This is a genomic window from Sphingomonas sinipercae (assembly GCF_011302055.1).
GTDB lineage: Bacteria > Pseudomonadota > Alphaproteobacteria > Sphingomonadales > Sphingomonadaceae > Sphingomicrobium > Sphingomicrobium sinipercae.
In genome coordinates this window covers 768430-783251 of the sequence record NZ_CP049871.1, presented here as the reverse complement: position 1 = coordinate 783251, position 14822 = coordinate 768430, and the positions used below count along the sequence as shown (strand labels likewise).

Sequence of the window (14822 nt, the reverse complement as noted above, 5' to 3'; positions counted from 1 at the left end):
CGTTGCGCTTGCAACGCTTTGCTCGGAACCGAAAGAAAATTGACATGGCCGATACTGAACCGATGGAAGACATGCTGCTTGAACTGACCGCCGATATCGTCGCAGCGCACGTCAGCAATAACAGCGTCGCCGTCAACGACCTGCCGAACCTGATTCAAAACGTGCACCAGGCGTTAAACACTATTTCTGGCCGCCAGAACGCTCCGGAAGAAAAGCAGGAGCCGAAGGTGTCCGTCCGGGCCTCGATCAAGCCGGATTATATCGTCTGTCTCGAAGACGGCAAAAAGCAGAAGATGCTCAAGCGTCACCTGATGACCAACCATGGCATGACCCCGGATGAATATCGCCGCAAATGGGGGCTTCCGGCCGACTATCCGATGGTCGCGCCCAATTATGCCGAACAGCGTCGGACGTTGGCCAAGTCGATCGGACTCGGCACCAAGCGCCGCCGGACGCGCGGGGCCGCGAAGTCGAAGTGATCTTACGGAAGGTCGTTCTCATGCGCCCTTCCCTTTACCCGGCCTTCGCGGGCTCTTACTTGATAGCCGATGCCTCACACCATCATCGACGTCGAATCGCTATGCGCCGAAAAAGGGCTGCGCATTACCGAGCAGCGGCGGACCATCGCCCGAATCCTTTCGGAGTCCGAAGACCACCCGGATGTTGAAACGCTGCATGAACGCGCGGCAGCGGTCGACCCGAAGATTTCGATCGCCACTGTCTATCGCACCGTTCGCCTGTTCGAAGAGGCGGGCATCCTTTCGCGTCACGAATTTGGCGACGGCCGCGCACGCTATGAGGCCGTGTCCGACGAGCACCACGATCATCTGATCGACGTTGAAACCGGCAAGGTCGTCGAGTTCGTCGATGAGGAGCTTGAGGCGCTTCAGAAAAAGATCGCCGAAAAGCTGGGCTTTCGCCTCGTCGACCATCGGATGGAGCTTTACGGCGTCTCCCTCAACCGCAGCCGCTGATCGCACTCGCAAGGCTTCGACGCTGATTGCCGGCGCGCGCGTTGCGGCGTTGCTCGGCTGGCTGATCGTCTGCTTCCCGCTTCATTTTGGCAGCCGCCTGCTGTTTCGCCGCTCGCATGTCCCCCGCCTCTTCCTTCGCGGTGCCAGCTGGATCTGCGGCGCCCGGGTCCGAACCGAAGGGGCGCCGGTCGGGCCGCACACCTTGTTGATCGTCAATCACACCAGCTGGCTCGACATCCTTGTCCTCGCCGGCGCCACCGGATGCGCGTTCGTTTCGAAGGACAACCTCGGCCACGGCTTCGTTCATTGGCTCGCCGACCAGAATTACACGCTCTACGTCCGGCGGGAGGACAAGCGCGGCGCGGCGGGCCAGGCCAACGCAATCGCTGCGAAGCTTCGCCAGCCTCAGCCGATCGCCCTTTTCCCCGAGGGCACGACGGGGCCTGGAACGCACCTGCTGCCGTTCCGGTCGACCCTGTTCGCGGCCGTGACGCCGGTGCCGGAAGGCGCGGCGATCCGCCCCGTGGCGATCGATTATGCGCCGGCCGAGGAAGTCGGCTGGTACGGCGAAAGCGGCAAGGACAATGTGCTGCGCATCCTGGGACGGCCGGGCACGATCCCGGTAACCCTCCATATGCTCGATCCGCTCGCCGAACATGCCGACCGCAAGGCCCTGTCGAAGGCGGCCCATGCGGCAATCGAGCGCGCGCTGTCTTCAAGTCGCCTTGCGGCTACCCTATAGGCCGGCCGATGACCGCAATCCCAAAGACATTCCGAGTCAAATCCTTTGGCTGCCAGATGAACGTCTATGACGGCGAACGCATGGCCGAGCTGCTTAGCGACAGCGGCCTCAATGCCGTCGCCGAAGGCGAGGACGCGGACGTGGTCGTGCTCAACACATGCCACATTCGCGAGAAAGCGGCGGAGAAGGCGTATTCGGACGTCGGCCGGTTGCGGCGCGAAGACGGGTCGAAGCCGCTGATCGCGCTGGCCGGTTGCGTCGCCCAGGCCGAAGCCGAGGAAGCGCGGTCGCGCTCGCCGATGATCGACGTCGTGGTCGGCCCGCAAGCCTATCACCGCCTGCCGCAGATGCTCGCCGACGCCGCGCAGGGCCACCGCCCGGTCGACACCGACATGCCGGCAATCTCCAAGTTCGATGCGCTTCCAAAGCGGCGCCGCGCGACGCCCAGCGCGTTTCTAACCGTGCAGGAAGGTTGCGATAAGTTCTGCACCTATTGCGTCGTGCCCTACACCCGCGGAGCGGAAATCTCGCGCCCAGGAAGCGACATCGTCGCCGAGGCGCATGCGCTGGTCGAAAGCGGCGCACGCGAGATCGTCCTGCTCGGCCAGAACGTGAATGCGTGGGAGCATGATGAGCGCCGCCTTGCCGACCTGATCCGCCAGCTGGCCGGGATCGATGGGCTGGACCGTATTCGATACACCACCAGCCATCCGGTCAACATGGGCGAAGACCTCATCGCCGCGCATGGCGAGGTTGAGAAGTTGATGCCCTACCTGCACCTCCCCGTGCAGTCGGGCAGCGACCGCGTGTTGCGCGCGATGAACCGCAGCCACACCAGCGAAAGCTATCTGCGGACGATCGAAAAAGTCCGTGCCGCCCGCCCCGATATCGCCATTTCGGGCGACTTCATCGTCGGCTTTCCGGGCGAGACCGACCAAGAGTTCGAAGAAACGCTGCAGATTGTCGACGCGGTGCGTTACGCTGCGGCTTACTCGTTCAAATATAGCCCGCGCCCCGGCACGCCGGCCGCATCGATGGAGGACCAGATCGCTCGCGAAGTGATGGACGACCGGCTGCAGCGGCTTCACGCCCGCATCGCCGAGCACCAGATGGCTTTCAATCGCTCCACTGTCGGTCACGACACGCAAGTGTTGATCGAGCGCCGGGGCAAGCGCGTCGGGCAGATGATCGGCCGCTCGCCATGGCTTCAGTCAGTGTTTGTCGAGACGGACGCCGTCCCGGGCGACATGCTGGGCGTGACACTCACTGCCGCTTACCCGAACAGCATGAGCGGCGCTCTCAAGCAGCAGGTCGCCGCCTGATGGCGCGCCGTGAAGTGGAGGCGGCACCGGACCGTTCACGCCTCGAAATCGAGTTCGACCAGCCGTATCTGATCGGGCCGCTATTCGGCGATTACGACCGCCATTTGATTGCCATCGAGCAGCGGCTGGGCGTGCATATTGCCGCGCGCGGAAGCCGCGTCCAGATCGAAGGCGAGCCGGATTCGGCAGCGCGCGCAAGGGAAGTCCTGGTCGGTCTCTACAACCGGCTCGATCAAGGCCACGACATCGACCAGGAAGCGGTCGAAGCGGTGCTCGGCATGGCCGCGCAGCCTAGTCTCGACGGAATTATCAATAACGAGGTCGGATCGCCGCCCAAGGTGATGATCCGCACCCGCAAAAAGACCATCGTTCCGCGCTCGCCGACGCAAACCACCTACATGGAAGCGCTGGCCCGCGACGACATGATCTTCGCCCTCGGCCCTGCGGGGACCGGCAAGACCTATCTTGCCGTCGCGCAGGCGGTTTCGCAGCTGATCACTGGCAGCGTCGACCGACTGATCCTGTCGCGCCCCGCGGTCGAAGCGGGCGAGCGTCTCGGCTTCCTGCCCGGCGACATGAAGGAGAAGGTCGATCCTTACCTTCGCCCGCTCTACGACGCTCTGTACGACATGCTCCCCGCCGAGCAGGTCGAGCGCCGGATCGTCAGCGGGGAAATCGAAATTGCGCCGCTAGCCTTCATGCGCGGGCGCACGCTCAACGATGCTTTCATCATCCTCGATGAAGCGCAGAACACCACGCCGCTGCAGATGAAGATGTTCCTCACCCGCTTCGGCATGCGCAGCCGGATGGTGATCTGCGGTGATCCCAACCAGGTCGACCTTCCCGATCCCGGCAAGTCCGGCCTCGCCGACGCCGTTTCTCGCCTGGAAGATGTAAAGGGGATCGCGGTGGTGCCCTTCACCAGCGCCGATGTCGTCCGTCACCCGCTCGTGGGCCGAATCGTCGATGCCTACGAAGGCCCCAACGCTGCACCAGGGCACGGCCGGCGATGCTAGACATTGCCATTGAAGCCGACTCGGAATGGGACAGTAGCACCGGCTGGGAAGCGCTTGCGCGCCGCGCCGCCGAAGCAGCCATTGCCGAAAGCGCCTTCCCGCAGCTGAGCCAGGTGGATCGGCCCGTCGAGCTTTCCGTGCGCTTGACCAGCGACCCGGAAGTGCAGGCGCTTAACGCCAAGTGGCGTGGCAGGGACAAGCCGACCAACGTCCTTTCCTTCCCGCAGATGGAAGCGGAGGATTTTGAGCAGGTCGGCAGCGACGGTCCGGAACTGATGCTCGGGGATGTGGTGTTGGCGCACGGAGTCTGCAGCCGCGAGGCCGATGAAAAGGCCATCGCCGTGACGGATCACGCATCGCACCTGATCGTCCACGGAACGCTCCACCTGCTCGGCTACGACCATCATGACGACGCACAGGCCGACGACATGGAGGCCCGCGAAGTCCGCGCGCTCGCCCGGCTTGGGATCGCCGACCCCTATGAGGGCGACCGCTGATGGCCACCCGCAATGAAGACGGCGGCTCGCGGATTTGGCGCGGCATGCGCTCGCTGATCTGGGGCGAGGGCAACGACACCACGCTGCGCGAGGAGATTGAGGAAGCGATCGACGAAGCGGAAGAGTCGCCGGAAGTCGCCGGGGACCTGTCCCTCCACGAGCGGCAGATGCTCCGCAACCTGCTTCACGTCGGCGACGAAACCGCGGGCGATATTTGCGTGAACCGCGGCGACATCATCGCCGTGCCAGCGACGATCAGCTTCGACGCCCTGATCCGCGCCTTTGCCGATGCCGAACACAGCCGCCTTCCGGTCTACGGCGAAAGCCTCGACGAGATTGTCGGGATGATTCACATCAAGGATCTGTTCGTCGTGATGAACGATCCCGCGCGCGACCGCGCCATCGCCGCGATGATGCGCAACCCGTTGTTCGTTCCTGAATCGATGGGGGTCATCGACCTGCTTGCGAGGATGCGCGCCGATCGCATCCACCTGGCCATCGTCGTCGATGAATTCGGCGGGACCGAAGGCCTCGTCACCATCGAAGACGTGGTCGAGGAAATCGTCGGCGAGATCGAAGACGAGCATGACGACATCGAAGACGTTGGCGGCATGCTCGCCAAGCTCGACGACGGGGTCTGGGAAGCCGACGCCAGGATAGAACTGGAGGAACTGGCCCTGAGCGTGGATGCACGCCTGACCTGGGAAGAGGATGAGGTCGACACCCTTGGCGGCCTGGTCTTCCTGCTGGCCGGGCACATACCGGCGAAGGGCGAATGCGTGACTCACCCGTCCGGCTGGAGGCTCGAGGCGATCGATTCCGATCCGCGCAAGATCCTGCGCGTCCGGCTGCACGCGCCGGAGAACGAGCCGGCCGCCTAGTCCGTCGCGAAAAGGTTGGCCGGGTTCGCCATGGCCTTGAATTCCAGGGCATTGCCAGCCGGATCGAGCAGGAACATTGTCGCTTGCTCGCCAGCCGTGCCTTCGAACCGGACCGTCGGCTCGATGACGAATTGCGTACCCGCCGCCGTCAGCCGCTCGGCCAGCGCCCGCCACTCTTCCATCGGCAGCACCACGCCGAAATGCGGCACCGGCACGTCGTGGCCGTCGACCGCATTCGATGAAAGGCGCGTAGCCGGTGCAAGGTGGGCGACGATCTGATGGCCGAACAGGTTGAAATCGATCCACTCGTCGGCGCTGCGCCCCTCGGCGCAACCGATCAAATCCCCATAAAAGCGTCGCGCCGCGCCCAGGTCATCGACCGGGAAGGCAAGATGAAAGGGTGGCAAGGTCATGCCGGCGCACTGTCATCGGAAGCGCCGGAGGGCAACCGGCCCCGCGCGGCGCGCCGCTTGCGCCAGTCGATCGCCGGGCGCTCGACGAAGTGCCACGAAAGGGCACCGCACAGGATTGCGGCGGGAACCGCCAAGGCGATCATCCCCGCCAGGCCGATCCCAGGAAAGACGGCGGCGATGCTTTGCTGGACCATGAACCCGTAAATATAAGTCCCGTAAGAGAAATCGCCGATCTGGTTGAAGGGCAGCAACAGCGGCGCCCGCATAAAGCCAAGGCACAGCACGCCATATCCGATCGCCGCGGACCAAATTTCCTCGACACCGCTGCCAGTCCAGGCGAGCCCCCCGGCGACAACCAGAAGCGAGAGTGCAGCCCAGCCCTTGAAGGGAGCCAGCGAACGATATCGATAGGCCGCCATGCCCAGGACGAACGGCAGACTGAAGCGGGCAAAGGGCACCAATTCGTCCCAGGGTCCGTAGCGGGCGACCAGGTAAGCTGGGATCCAAAGCAGGAGCAGCAGTCCGAAGCGGCGCGAGAGGCCAAGCAATCCCGCCACCAGCAACCCGGCGTAACAGGCAGTTTCGTAATACAGCGTCCAAAGCGGGATGTTGACCCCGCTAGGAAACGGGTTTGCCGGAAACATTTCCGGAAGGCGCGCGGCCATCACTCGCAGGACCGACGTCGCACGGAGCGGGTACAGCCACACGGAAGCCTGGGAGAAATAATCGGCGGGCGCGAGCGCGGTAAACAAGGGCCCGATCAGTAGCGTCGTGATCAGGGACACAGCCAGCAAACCCGGGATGATTCGAGCGGCCCGCGCCAAGATGAAATCGAAAGTCGACGTTCGACGTTCGAAACTCATCGACACGAAGTATCCGGAGATCGCGAAAAATGCGATCACCGCCGTTGTCGCAAGATGATATTCGCCAAGGACGAAGAATGGATCGGGGGCGTTTGGGCCTAGCGCCACCAGGCTGGAATGCCCGACGATGACGGCGCTGGCCGCCACTAACCGCACGAGCGTAAAATGGTTCTGCTCGCCGGCTTGCGGCAAGCTCTCGATTGACAAAGACCGGTCCTCAGTTGCCCGTCAGGTATCAGGTTCGGGAGGAACTAAAAGAGCTGCCAGCCAAGGGCTGTCCCGCCGCGTTGGCTTGAGCCTAGAAAATCGCTGTCCTAGTTCGCACGGCCTCGGCATAGGGCGCGCGGTGAATTCAGTGGATGGTCTTCGGCGTTTCGGATGGCTGCTCGCCTTGGTCATTGGCGCGCTTTCCGCTTTTGCATTTGAACCCGTCGGCCTTTGGCCGCTGATGCCACTGGCCTTCGCCGGGCTTATCGCATTGCTGGACCGGGCGAAGCGCCTTCGAAGCGCGCTTGCGATCGGCTGGTGCTTTGGCGTCGGTCAGTTCGTCACCGGCCTGAACTGGATCGCAACGGCGTTCACCTATCAGGCCGCGATGCCGGCATGGCTGGGCTGGATCGCAGTAGTTCTGCTGTCCCTCTATCTTGCGGTCTATCCGGCGCTTGCCACGGGCGTCGCCTGGCGGCTCGCCAACGGCCGTCCCGAAGCGCTGGTGGCCGGCCTTGCCGGTGCGTGGGCGATCGCCGAATGGCTGCGCGCGGGAATGTTCACCGGCTTCGCCTGGAACCCCGCTGGAGTCACCCTGGTCTCCACGCCGCTGCGCGAGGTCGCGTCGCTGGTCGGGACCTACGGCCTGTCGGCGATTGTCGTGCTGATCGGCGGCAGCGCCTGGCTGCTTTGGCTTCGACGTTGGAAGATTCCAGCGGCGGCTGCAGGCGCCATCGCGCTGCTGCTGCCGATGGGCGGAGCGACGCTGCTCGAGGCTCCTGCCCAACGACCGATTCGTGTCGTCCAGCCTAACATCGGACAGGAGGACAAATGGCGGCCCGGTCTGGCTGACGAGGCATTCGTCCGGCTCGATCGCCTGTCGCGGATTGGCCCGGCGCCTTCGGCGCCCCGCCTTGTGTTTTGGCCGGAAGTGGCCGTGCCCGAACCGTTCGCAATTCTCGATGAGCAGCGTCAATCGCTCCCAGTGCCGTTGCCGACCGTCCCTCGCGCGCTGCAATCGGTCCGCCCCGGCGACATGCTAGCGACCGGTGCGGCGGCGGTGATCGTCAGTGACCGTGGCCTGGTCGTCGGCAACACCAACAGCGTCTTCGCGCTGACCGGCGACGGCCGGCTGCTCGGGCGCTACGACAAGGCGCACCTCGTCCCGTACGGCGAATATCTGCCGATGCGGCCACTGCTTTCCAAGATTGGCCTGTCCCAGCTCGCGCCGGGCCAGGGCGACACTTCGTTCGGGCCCGGACCGCGGACCATCGACCTCGGCGCCTTCGGCAAGATGGGCGTCCAGGTCTGCTACGAAATCATCTTCTCCGGCGAAGTCATCAACCGCCGCGACCGCCCCGATTTCATCTTCAACCCTTCCAACGACGCCTGGTTCGGGCGCTGGGGTCCGCCGCAGCACCTGGCGCAGGCGCGGCTTCGCGCGGCAGAGGAAGGGATGCCAGTCATCCGTTCGACGCCGACCGGGATCAGCGCGGTCATCGATGCCAATGGCGCTCTCCTCCACCACATCCCCTGGCGTTCCGCAGGGTCCATCGACACCGTAATACCGCCGCCTGCAGCAGCGACGCTGTTCGCCCGCTTTGGCAACGTCGTCCCGTTGTTCATCGGCTTCCTGCTGATGATCGCCGGCATTGCCCTTGGCCGAGGTGGCGGCTATCGGCGCGGGACATAACGAATCCTTTATATCCCACTTCGCCGGAACCCTCCCGAATGCGCAGCAGCTACCTCTTCACCTCCGAATCCGTATCCGAAGGCCACCCGGACAAGGTCGCCGACCAGATTTCCGACGCCATCGTCGACCTGTTCCTGTCCAAGGATCCGGAAGCCCGAATCGCGTGCGAGACTCTGACCACGACGCAACTCGTCGTGTTGGCTGGCGAAATTCGCTGCCGCGGAGTCTATGAAAATGGTGAGTGGGCGCCCGGGGCGAAGGAAGAGATCGAGCGCACCGTGCGGGAGACCGTGAAGCGCATCGGCTACGAGCAGGAAGGCTTCCACTGGGAAAGCTTCACCTTCGAGAACAATCTCCACGGTCAGTCCGCGCACATCGCGCAGGGCGTCGACGCGACCGGCAACAAGGACGAAGGCGCCGGCGACCAGGGCATCATGTTCGGTTTCGCCACCGACGAGACCCCCGACCTGATGCCGGCTACCCTATATTACAGCCACAAGATCCTGGAACGGATGGCTGCCGACCGTCATTCGGGCGCCGCTTCGTTCCTCGAGCCGGACGCCAAGAGCCAGGTCACGCTCCGGTTCGAAGGTGGCAAGCCGGTCGCGGCAACCGCGATCGTTGTGTCGACCCAGCATGCGCCGGGCTATGACTCGGGCGCGCAGGAGGCGGAACTTCACGATTACGTGAAGCGGGTCATCGCCGAGGTGCTTCCGGCCGAATTGCTGAGCGACGAGACCGTCTATCACATCAACCCCACCGGCAGCTTCGAGATCGGTGGTCCCGACGGCGACGCCGGGCTCACCGGCCGCAAGATCATCGTCGATACCTACGGCGGCGCTGCTCCGCATGGCGGCGGCGCCTTTTCGGGCAAGGATCCGACGAAAGTCGATCGTTCGGCCGCTTATGTCGCCCGCTATCTGGCAAAGAATGTGGTTGCCGCCGGCCTTGCCCGCCGCTGCACCATCCAGCTCGCTTATGCGATCGGCGTTTCAGCGCCGCTTTCGCTCTATGTCGACACGCACGGCACCGGCAGCGTTGGCGACGACGCCATCGAGGCGGCGATTGCGCGGATCGGAAAGCTCGGCGGCCTGACCCCGCGCGGCATTCGCACGCACTTGCAGCTCAACAAGCCGATCTACGCCAAGACTGCGGCTTACGGCCACTTCGGGCGCAAGGCCGAAGGCGATCTGTTCCCCTGGGAAAAGATCGACCTGGTCGACGACCTGCGCGCCGCGCTCGGCTAAGCCTGCACCTCAGCCTTCGCGGCAGCGGATCCAGCGGCGCTTGCCACCGCGCCACAGCGAACCGTCGTAAACGCCGGCCCGGCGCTTCACGACCAACCGCGCTTCGTGCCGCATGGCTCGCGGGTCGACGAGGTCGAGGCGGACTTCGTCGGGGTCGATCCATGCCTGGCCGATCCGCACCGCCACTCCACGCCCGTTGTCGGTCAGCCGCGCCGACACGACGGTCGACACCGCTGCGTGACCGATGACCAGCGACAGGTCGACCGGTGCGGTACCGGCGGTTCGGCAGACCAGGCCGCCTGTTGCATTAGCAGGAGATGCCGCAATCGCGGCGGCGAACGGAATTGCAAGCCAAGCTATCTTCATTCGCGAGACCCTGCGACCGGCTTGCTGAACCGGCGATTAGAGGCGAAGGCGCGCCGATGAGCGCGCACAAGCCTGGCGACCCGACCACGATCAACCGCCTTTACGGCCGCTCCAGCAGTCACAAGCTGCGCAAGGGCCAGCAGGAGCTGGTCCAGACCTTGCTTCCTAAGATCGAGGTTCCTCCGGAAGGCGAGGTCAATTCCCGATCGCTGTTCGGGGATGACCGGCCGCTGCATTTCGAGATCGGTTTCGGGTCCGGCGAACACCTTGCCGACCGCGCCGACATGCTCCCCGACCATGGCTTCATCGGCGCCGAGCCCTTCCTCAACGGAGTCGCCACCGCCCTCGGCCACGTCCGCGACAAGCAGCTCGCCAACGTACGCTTGTGGCACAACGACGCGCTGCAAGTGCTCCAGCGGATCCCGGACGGCGCGCTCAGCTTTATTTACTTACTGCACCCCGACCCGTGGCCGAAGGCGCGCCACGCCAAGCGCCGGATGGTCAACGCCGGCCCGGTCGACTTGTTCGCGGCCAAGCTGAAGTCCGGCGGCGAACTCAGGATTGCCACCGATCATCCCGTCTACCTCGAGTGGACGCTGATGATCATGCAGCGGCACCGGCATCAATTCGACTGGACGGCGCGGGGGCCTGAGGACTTTCTTAACCCGTCGGGTGGCTGGATCGAGACCCGCTACGGCGCCAAGTCGCGGCGGGAGGGACGGCGTCCCTATTATTTGCGGTATCGGAGACGGTGATGCGCAAGCTGATCATTGCCACCTGCCTGATTCTTGCCGCCGCGGCGCCCGCGGTGGCCTGCTCCTGCCTTGGCCCGCACGGGGCGAAGCAGACCCGCGAATTCGCGCGGGAAATGGCGCGCAATGTCGTTGCTATCGCCGAAATCGAAGCAGTCGACGAAAGCTGGGACAAGCCGCCTCGCTATCGTGTGATCCGAACGTATGTGGGGGCCGCACCCAAGACCTTCATCGACGAGACCAACTTCGAGAAAAGCGAAGAGGGCTTTGGCGGGCGGGTAATTTCCACCTGCGACGCGTCGCCTGGACCGGGCGGGCGGGCGCTCGTCGCTCTCTATCCGCCGACGCAGGCCAGCGACACCGGCTATCCTCTGTCGGATAGGGAAACGAAGCGCCGTATCGCCGCCGCGCGCAAGGCGGCAAAGCTTGAGGTTGGCAGCACGTGCTCGAAGTTGTTTCTCGGCATGCCCGGGGTATTCGAGATGGTCAGTCAGGAAGCGCGCAAGCTCGGCCGGACGGTCAGCCGTTTTTCGGCGCCGGCTGCAATTTGATCAGTCGCCCGCCGGGGCCGTCCTCCAACAGGTAGACGATTCCGCCCGGGCCCTGGTCGACCGCGCGGATGCGCTTGCCCATATCCCACTGGTCGGCCTTGCGCGCCGTGTCGCCGTCGATGTCGACGCGGATCAGCGCCTGGCCCGACAGCGCGCCGATCAATGCATCGCCGTGCCACTGCGGAAATGCGTCGCCGGTGTAGATCAACAGCGAACCCGGCGAGATGGATGGGTTCCACCGCAGTTTCGGCTCCTCGAACCCGCGGCTGGCGTGCGCGTCGGGAATGTCGGCCCCGCTATATTCGCTGCCGTAAGACGCGACGGGCCAGCCGTAGTTCTTCCCCTGGATGATCAAGTTGAGCTCGTCACCGCCCTTGGGCCCCATTTCGGTTTCCCACAGCCGGCCGTCCGGCGCGAAGGCGAGGCCGAGAACGTTGCGATGGCCCGCCGTATAATGATGGCCGATCCGCTGCCCATCGGCGGTCAGGTGAATGATCTTGCCAAGGTCGCTGTTCGGGTCTTGCGCCGGCGCCCCTTTCTGCCGCTCGCCCGAGGATACGAACATCGTCCCGTCCGGTGCGAAAGCGATGCGCTGCGAATAATGCCCGCCGCCGCCGACCTTCGGCTGCTGCCGCCAGATCACCTTGAAGTCGCTCAGCTGCGCGCCGGTCGGGCCGCCGGGAACGGCGGGCCCAACGAATATCAAGGTGCCATAGCCAAGGGCAGCGCCGCTGGTCCCGTTTGGCCCCGCTTCGGTAAAGCTGAGGTAGACGAGCCGATTGCCGGCGAAATCCGGGTGGACCACGACGTCTGCAAGACCGCCCTGGCTAGTTACCGCGACTTTCGGGATCCCGCCGACCGCCTGCCTTTTGCCCGTCGCGGTGTCGACCAGCCAAAGCTTGCCGGCCTTTTCAGTGACCAGCGCCATCGTCGTCACAGGCAGCCCGCTGCCAGGCAAGAAATCCATTGCCCAGGGCGAGTCGAACGATGCCACTGGGGTGGTCGTGAACGGCTCGGTCGCCGAAGGTCCTTGCGCCTGCGGTTGCGAAGGGGCGGCGCTGCACGATCCGGCTACCAGCAAAAGGGCAGCTTGCAACAGCTTCAGGCTCATCCCACTTCCTCTCCTATAAAGGCCGCCAGATCGCGGCCGGTCACAAGGCGCCAATGGACCCCTGCAACCTCCTTTCGTTGGCGACTGCCGTACCAAAGCATGTCATCGCTCAACAGGAAGCTAAAGCCGTGGGGCGCGAGGCGTTCCGCCGAAAAGCGCTGTTCGACCGCCTGTCGGGCGTGTTTGACAATGCCGGCATCGCCCAGCGGCACCTGGTCGCGCCGATTGAATGGTACGGGCACCCGCACGGCTGGCAGGAACGCAACCGGCTCTACCTGGACTCGGCTGAAGCCCTGTTTGAAGCGGCCGCTGCAGAGGCGATCGCTAATGCGGGCCTGACCGCCGACCAAATCGATGGGGTAGTGACCGTCTCCACCACGGGGATCGCGACGCCCAGCCTTGAAACGCGCGCGGCTTCGCGCCTGGGCCTGCGCGGGAACATCCGCCGAGTCCCAGTCTTCGGCCTGGGTTGCGCCGGCGGGATTAGCGGCCTCGCGACCGCGGCGCGCCTGGCGGCGGCAGACCCGGGCAGCAAATGGTTGTTCGTCACCGTCGAAACCTGCTCGATCTCGATCCGGCTCGACAGCGACGACCCGGCCGCCGTCGTGGCAACCGCTTTGTTCGGCGACGGCGCCGCGGCCGCGGTGGTGAGCACCGAAGGCCAGGGTCTCGCCCGGATCGTGGGAGCGGGAGAGAAATTGTGGCCGGACACCCAGCGGATCATGGGCTGGGACGTCGAGGATCCGGGCCTTGCCGTCGTGTTCGATCGCGCGATCCCGCCGTTCATCGCGAAGGAGTTGGCCGCGGCGATTGACGAAATCCTCGCGTCGATGGGCCGCTCGCGCGGGGATATCGACCGCCTTTGCTCTCACCCGGGCGGCGCCAAGGTGATCGACGCGATCGAAAGCGCGCTTGAACTCGCCGAAGGCGCGCTTGAACTCGAGCGAGAGGTGCTGCGCGACTTCGGCAATATGAGCGCGCCGACCGTGCTGTTTGTGCTTGAACGCTTGCTGGCACGCGGCTTGCCGAAGACCGTGCTCGCGACCGCTTTCGGCCCCGGCTTCACCTGTGCCGGGCTTCTGCTCGAACGCCCATGACGGCGACGATCCTGATCCTGGTTTTCGTGACCGCCGAGAGGCTGATCGAATTGGCGATCGCGAAGCGCAACACCGCGCGACTGATGGCGCGGGGCGCACGGGAATATGCGCCCGGACATTATCCGCTCATCGTCGCCGTTCACTCCCTTTGGCTGGCCGCCCTGTGGTGGCAGGCCCCCGGCAACCCGATCAGCCTTCCGCTACTAGCGCTCTTCGCCCTGCTCCAGCTCGGCCGCATCTGGGTTCTGGCGACGCTCGGCCGCCGCTGGACCACGCGAATTATCGTCGTTCCCGGCGAAGCGCTGGTCAGGCGCGGGCCATACCGCTTCGTGTCTCACCCCAATTACCTGGTGGTGATTGGAGAAATCCTGGTCCTGCCGCTGGTCTTCGGGCTGTGGGGGATTGCCCTTGCCTTCACCGTGCTCAACGCAGCCGCCCTCACCATCCGCATCCGGGCCGAGAATGCGGCCCTGAAAGTGGCGGCGGATTAGGTCGCCACCGGTGTAATCTCGCAGCCGTGCAGCCGCCAATTGGCCATGCTTTGCAGGGTGACCTTCCCCCCGACGCCGGATGGCAGGATTACCGCCACCCTGCCCTTGTCTATAGTCGCTTCGGAGCTCCCCAAGCGGCCGCCGCTGCCGGTCCAGCTATAGCGCATCGGCCGCGAAGTTTCCGAGACCGCGCAGTCGACGATATGCCGCTTTGACGGATCTTCCGCCCAATAAAGCGTCAGGAAGCTTCCTTCGTCGCCGTCATGCTGGAACAGGATCATGTCGCCATCGACCCGGTATTGGACCGGTCCAACCGGCTCCAGATGCGTTCGGGAATCGATCCACGGCTGCCGGGGCGACAGCACAACCGGCGCCTGAATCCCGCTGGCCGGGATGGACAGGCCCTGCGCCTGCAGGATTTCGACCTTGCGGGACAGGTCGGTCGCCACGGCGGCCGGCGGCACGTTGAGCCGCGGAAGCCTTATCACCTGGGCCGAAGCCGGTACCGCGGACGCAAGCGCTAACGCAACAACAAGGAATCTCATGACGTGCCCTCCTGTGCCTGACCGAATAAACGTACCGCAGCTCGCTTAAACTCG

Annotated in this window: 18 protein-coding genes; 13 read left to right on the top strand and 5 right to left on the bottom strand. The window is 64.7% G+C overall.

Features of this window, described 5'->3' with window-relative positions; translation table 11 throughout:
• Positions 1–44: 44 nt before the first annotated feature.
• The 7 genes from G7078_RS03960 to G7078_RS03930 all read left to right on the top strand — a co-directional run bounded on the left by G7078_RS03960 (position 45) and on the right by G7078_RS03930 (position 5432).
• Positions 45–479: a Ros/MucR family transcriptional regulator gene (locus tag G7078_RS03960; RefSeq protein ID WP_166093214.1), complete on the top strand. Its 435-nt coding sequence runs from the start codon at positions 45–47 to the stop codon at positions 477–479.
• A 69-nt stretch (positions 480–548) separates the two neighbouring features.
• Positions 549–974, top strand: a complete 426-nt coding sequence (locus G7078_RS03955) for a Fur family transcriptional regulator (RefSeq protein ID WP_166093211.1) — start codon at positions 549–551, stop codon at positions 972–974.
• A gap of 49 nt (positions 975–1023) precedes the next feature.
• Positions 1024–1716, top strand: a complete 693-nt coding sequence (locus tag G7078_RS03950) for a lysophospholipid acyltransferase family protein (RefSeq protein WP_166093209.1) — start codon at positions 1024–1026, stop codon at positions 1714–1716.
• A complete protein-coding gene (gene miaB / locus G7078_RS03945) occupies positions 1713–3038 on the top strand; it encodes a tRNA (N6-isopentenyl adenosine(37)-C2)-methylthiotransferase MiaB (RefSeq protein ID WP_206367487.1) in 1326 nt (441 codons plus the stop codon). Before G7078_RS03950 ends, miaB begins: the two co-directional genes overlap by 4 nt.
• On the top strand, positions 3038–4054 hold the full coding sequence (locus G7078_RS03940) for a PhoH family protein (RefSeq protein ID WP_166093205.1): 1017 nt from the start codon (positions 3038–3040) through the stop codon (positions 4052–4054). The genes miaB and G7078_RS03940 overlap by 1 nt, the downstream gene beginning before the upstream one ends.
• A complete protein-coding gene (ybeY, locus tag G7078_RS03935; RefSeq protein WP_166093203.1) occupies positions 4048–4551 on the top strand; it encodes an rRNA maturation RNase YbeY in 504 nt (167 codons plus the stop codon). Before G7078_RS03940 ends, ybeY begins: the two co-directional genes overlap by 7 nt.
• On the top strand, positions 4551–5432 hold the full coding sequence (locus G7078_RS03930; protein WP_166093201.1) for a hemolysin family protein: 882 nt from the start codon (positions 4551–4553) through the stop codon (positions 5430–5432). Before ybeY ends, G7078_RS03930 begins: the two co-directional genes overlap by 1 nt.
• Here G7078_RS03930 and G7078_RS03925 read toward each other — a convergent pair.
• Positions 5429–5845: a VOC family protein gene (locus tag G7078_RS03925; RefSeq protein WP_166093199.1), complete on the bottom strand. Its 417-nt coding sequence runs from the start codon at positions 5843–5845 to the stop codon at positions 5429–5431. The genes G7078_RS03930 and G7078_RS03925 overlap by 4 nt on opposite strands.
• Positions 5842–6915 carry an acyltransferase family protein gene (locus G7078_RS03920; protein ID WP_166093196.1) on the bottom strand — a complete coding sequence of 358 codons (1074 nt, stop codon included), beginning with the start codon at positions 6913–6915 and terminating at the stop codon, positions 5842–5844. Before G7078_RS03920 ends, G7078_RS03925 begins: the two co-directional genes overlap by 4 nt.
• Positions 6916–7054: 139 nt before the next feature.
• Between G7078_RS03920 and lnt the strand changes: the two genes are divergently transcribed.
• Positions 7055–8608 carry an apolipoprotein N-acyltransferase gene (gene lnt, locus G7078_RS03915; RefSeq protein ID WP_166093194.1) on the top strand — a complete coding sequence of 518 codons (1554 nt, stop codon included), beginning with the start codon at positions 7055–7057 and terminating at the stop codon, positions 8606–8608.
• A gap of 38 nt (positions 8609–8646) precedes the next feature.
• Positions 8647–9855: a methionine adenosyltransferase gene (metK, locus tag G7078_RS03910; RefSeq protein ID WP_166093191.1), complete on the top strand. Its 1209-nt coding sequence runs from the start codon at positions 8647–8649 to the stop codon at positions 9853–9855.
• Positions 9856–9864: 9 nt separating this feature from the next.
• On the opposite strand, the gene G7078_RS03905 is transcribed toward metK, so the two are convergent.
• Complete coding sequence (locus G7078_RS03905; RefSeq protein ID WP_166093190.1) at positions 9865–10221, bottom strand: hypothetical protein; 357 nt, start codon at positions 10219–10221, stop codon at positions 9865–9867.
• 56 nt (positions 10222–10277) lie between these two features.
• Between G7078_RS03905 and trmB the strand changes: the two genes are divergently transcribed.
• Both trmB and G7078_RS03895 read left to right on the top strand, forming a co-directional pair.
• Positions 10278–10976 carry a tRNA (guanosine(46)-N7)-methyltransferase TrmB gene (trmB, locus tag G7078_RS03900; protein WP_166093187.1) on the top strand — a complete coding sequence of 233 codons (699 nt, stop codon included), beginning with the start codon at positions 10278–10280 and terminating at the stop codon, positions 10974–10976.
• Positions 10976–11524 (top strand): hypothetical protein, encoded by a 549-nt coding sequence (locus tag G7078_RS03895; protein WP_166093185.1) that lies wholly within the window; start codon positions 10976–10978, stop codon positions 11522–11524. The genes trmB and G7078_RS03895 overlap by 1 nt, the downstream gene beginning before the upstream one ends.
• Here G7078_RS03895 and G7078_RS03890 read toward each other — a convergent pair.
• Positions 11493–12491 (bottom strand): PQQ-dependent sugar dehydrogenase, encoded by a 999-nt coding sequence (locus G7078_RS03890; RefSeq protein ID WP_246166468.1) that lies wholly within the window; start codon positions 12489–12491, stop codon positions 11493–11495. The genes G7078_RS03895 and G7078_RS03890 overlap by 32 nt on opposite strands.
• A gap of 197 nt (positions 12492–12688) precedes the next feature.
• Between G7078_RS03890 and G7078_RS03885 the strand changes: the two genes are divergently transcribed.
• Together G7078_RS03885 and G7078_RS03880 are read left to right on the top strand one after the other, a co-directional pair.
• Positions 12689–13732, top strand: coding sequence for a type III polyketide synthase (locus G7078_RS03885; RefSeq protein WP_166093181.1), 1044 nt, complete (start codon positions 12689–12691; stop codon positions 13730–13732).
• Entirely contained in the window at positions 13729–14223 is a 495-nt protein-coding gene (locus G7078_RS03880) for an isoprenylcysteine carboxyl methyltransferase family protein (RefSeq protein WP_166093179.1), read from the top strand. The genes G7078_RS03885 and G7078_RS03880 overlap by 4 nt, the downstream gene beginning before the upstream one ends.
• On the opposite strand, the gene G7078_RS03875 is transcribed toward G7078_RS03880, so the two are convergent.
• Entirely contained in the window at positions 14220–14768 is a 549-nt protein-coding gene (locus tag G7078_RS03875) for a hypothetical protein (protein WP_166093176.1), read from the bottom strand. The two genes, G7078_RS03880 and G7078_RS03875, sit on opposite strands and share 4 nt — an antisense overlap.
• Positions 14769–14822: the final 54 nt, after the last annotated feature.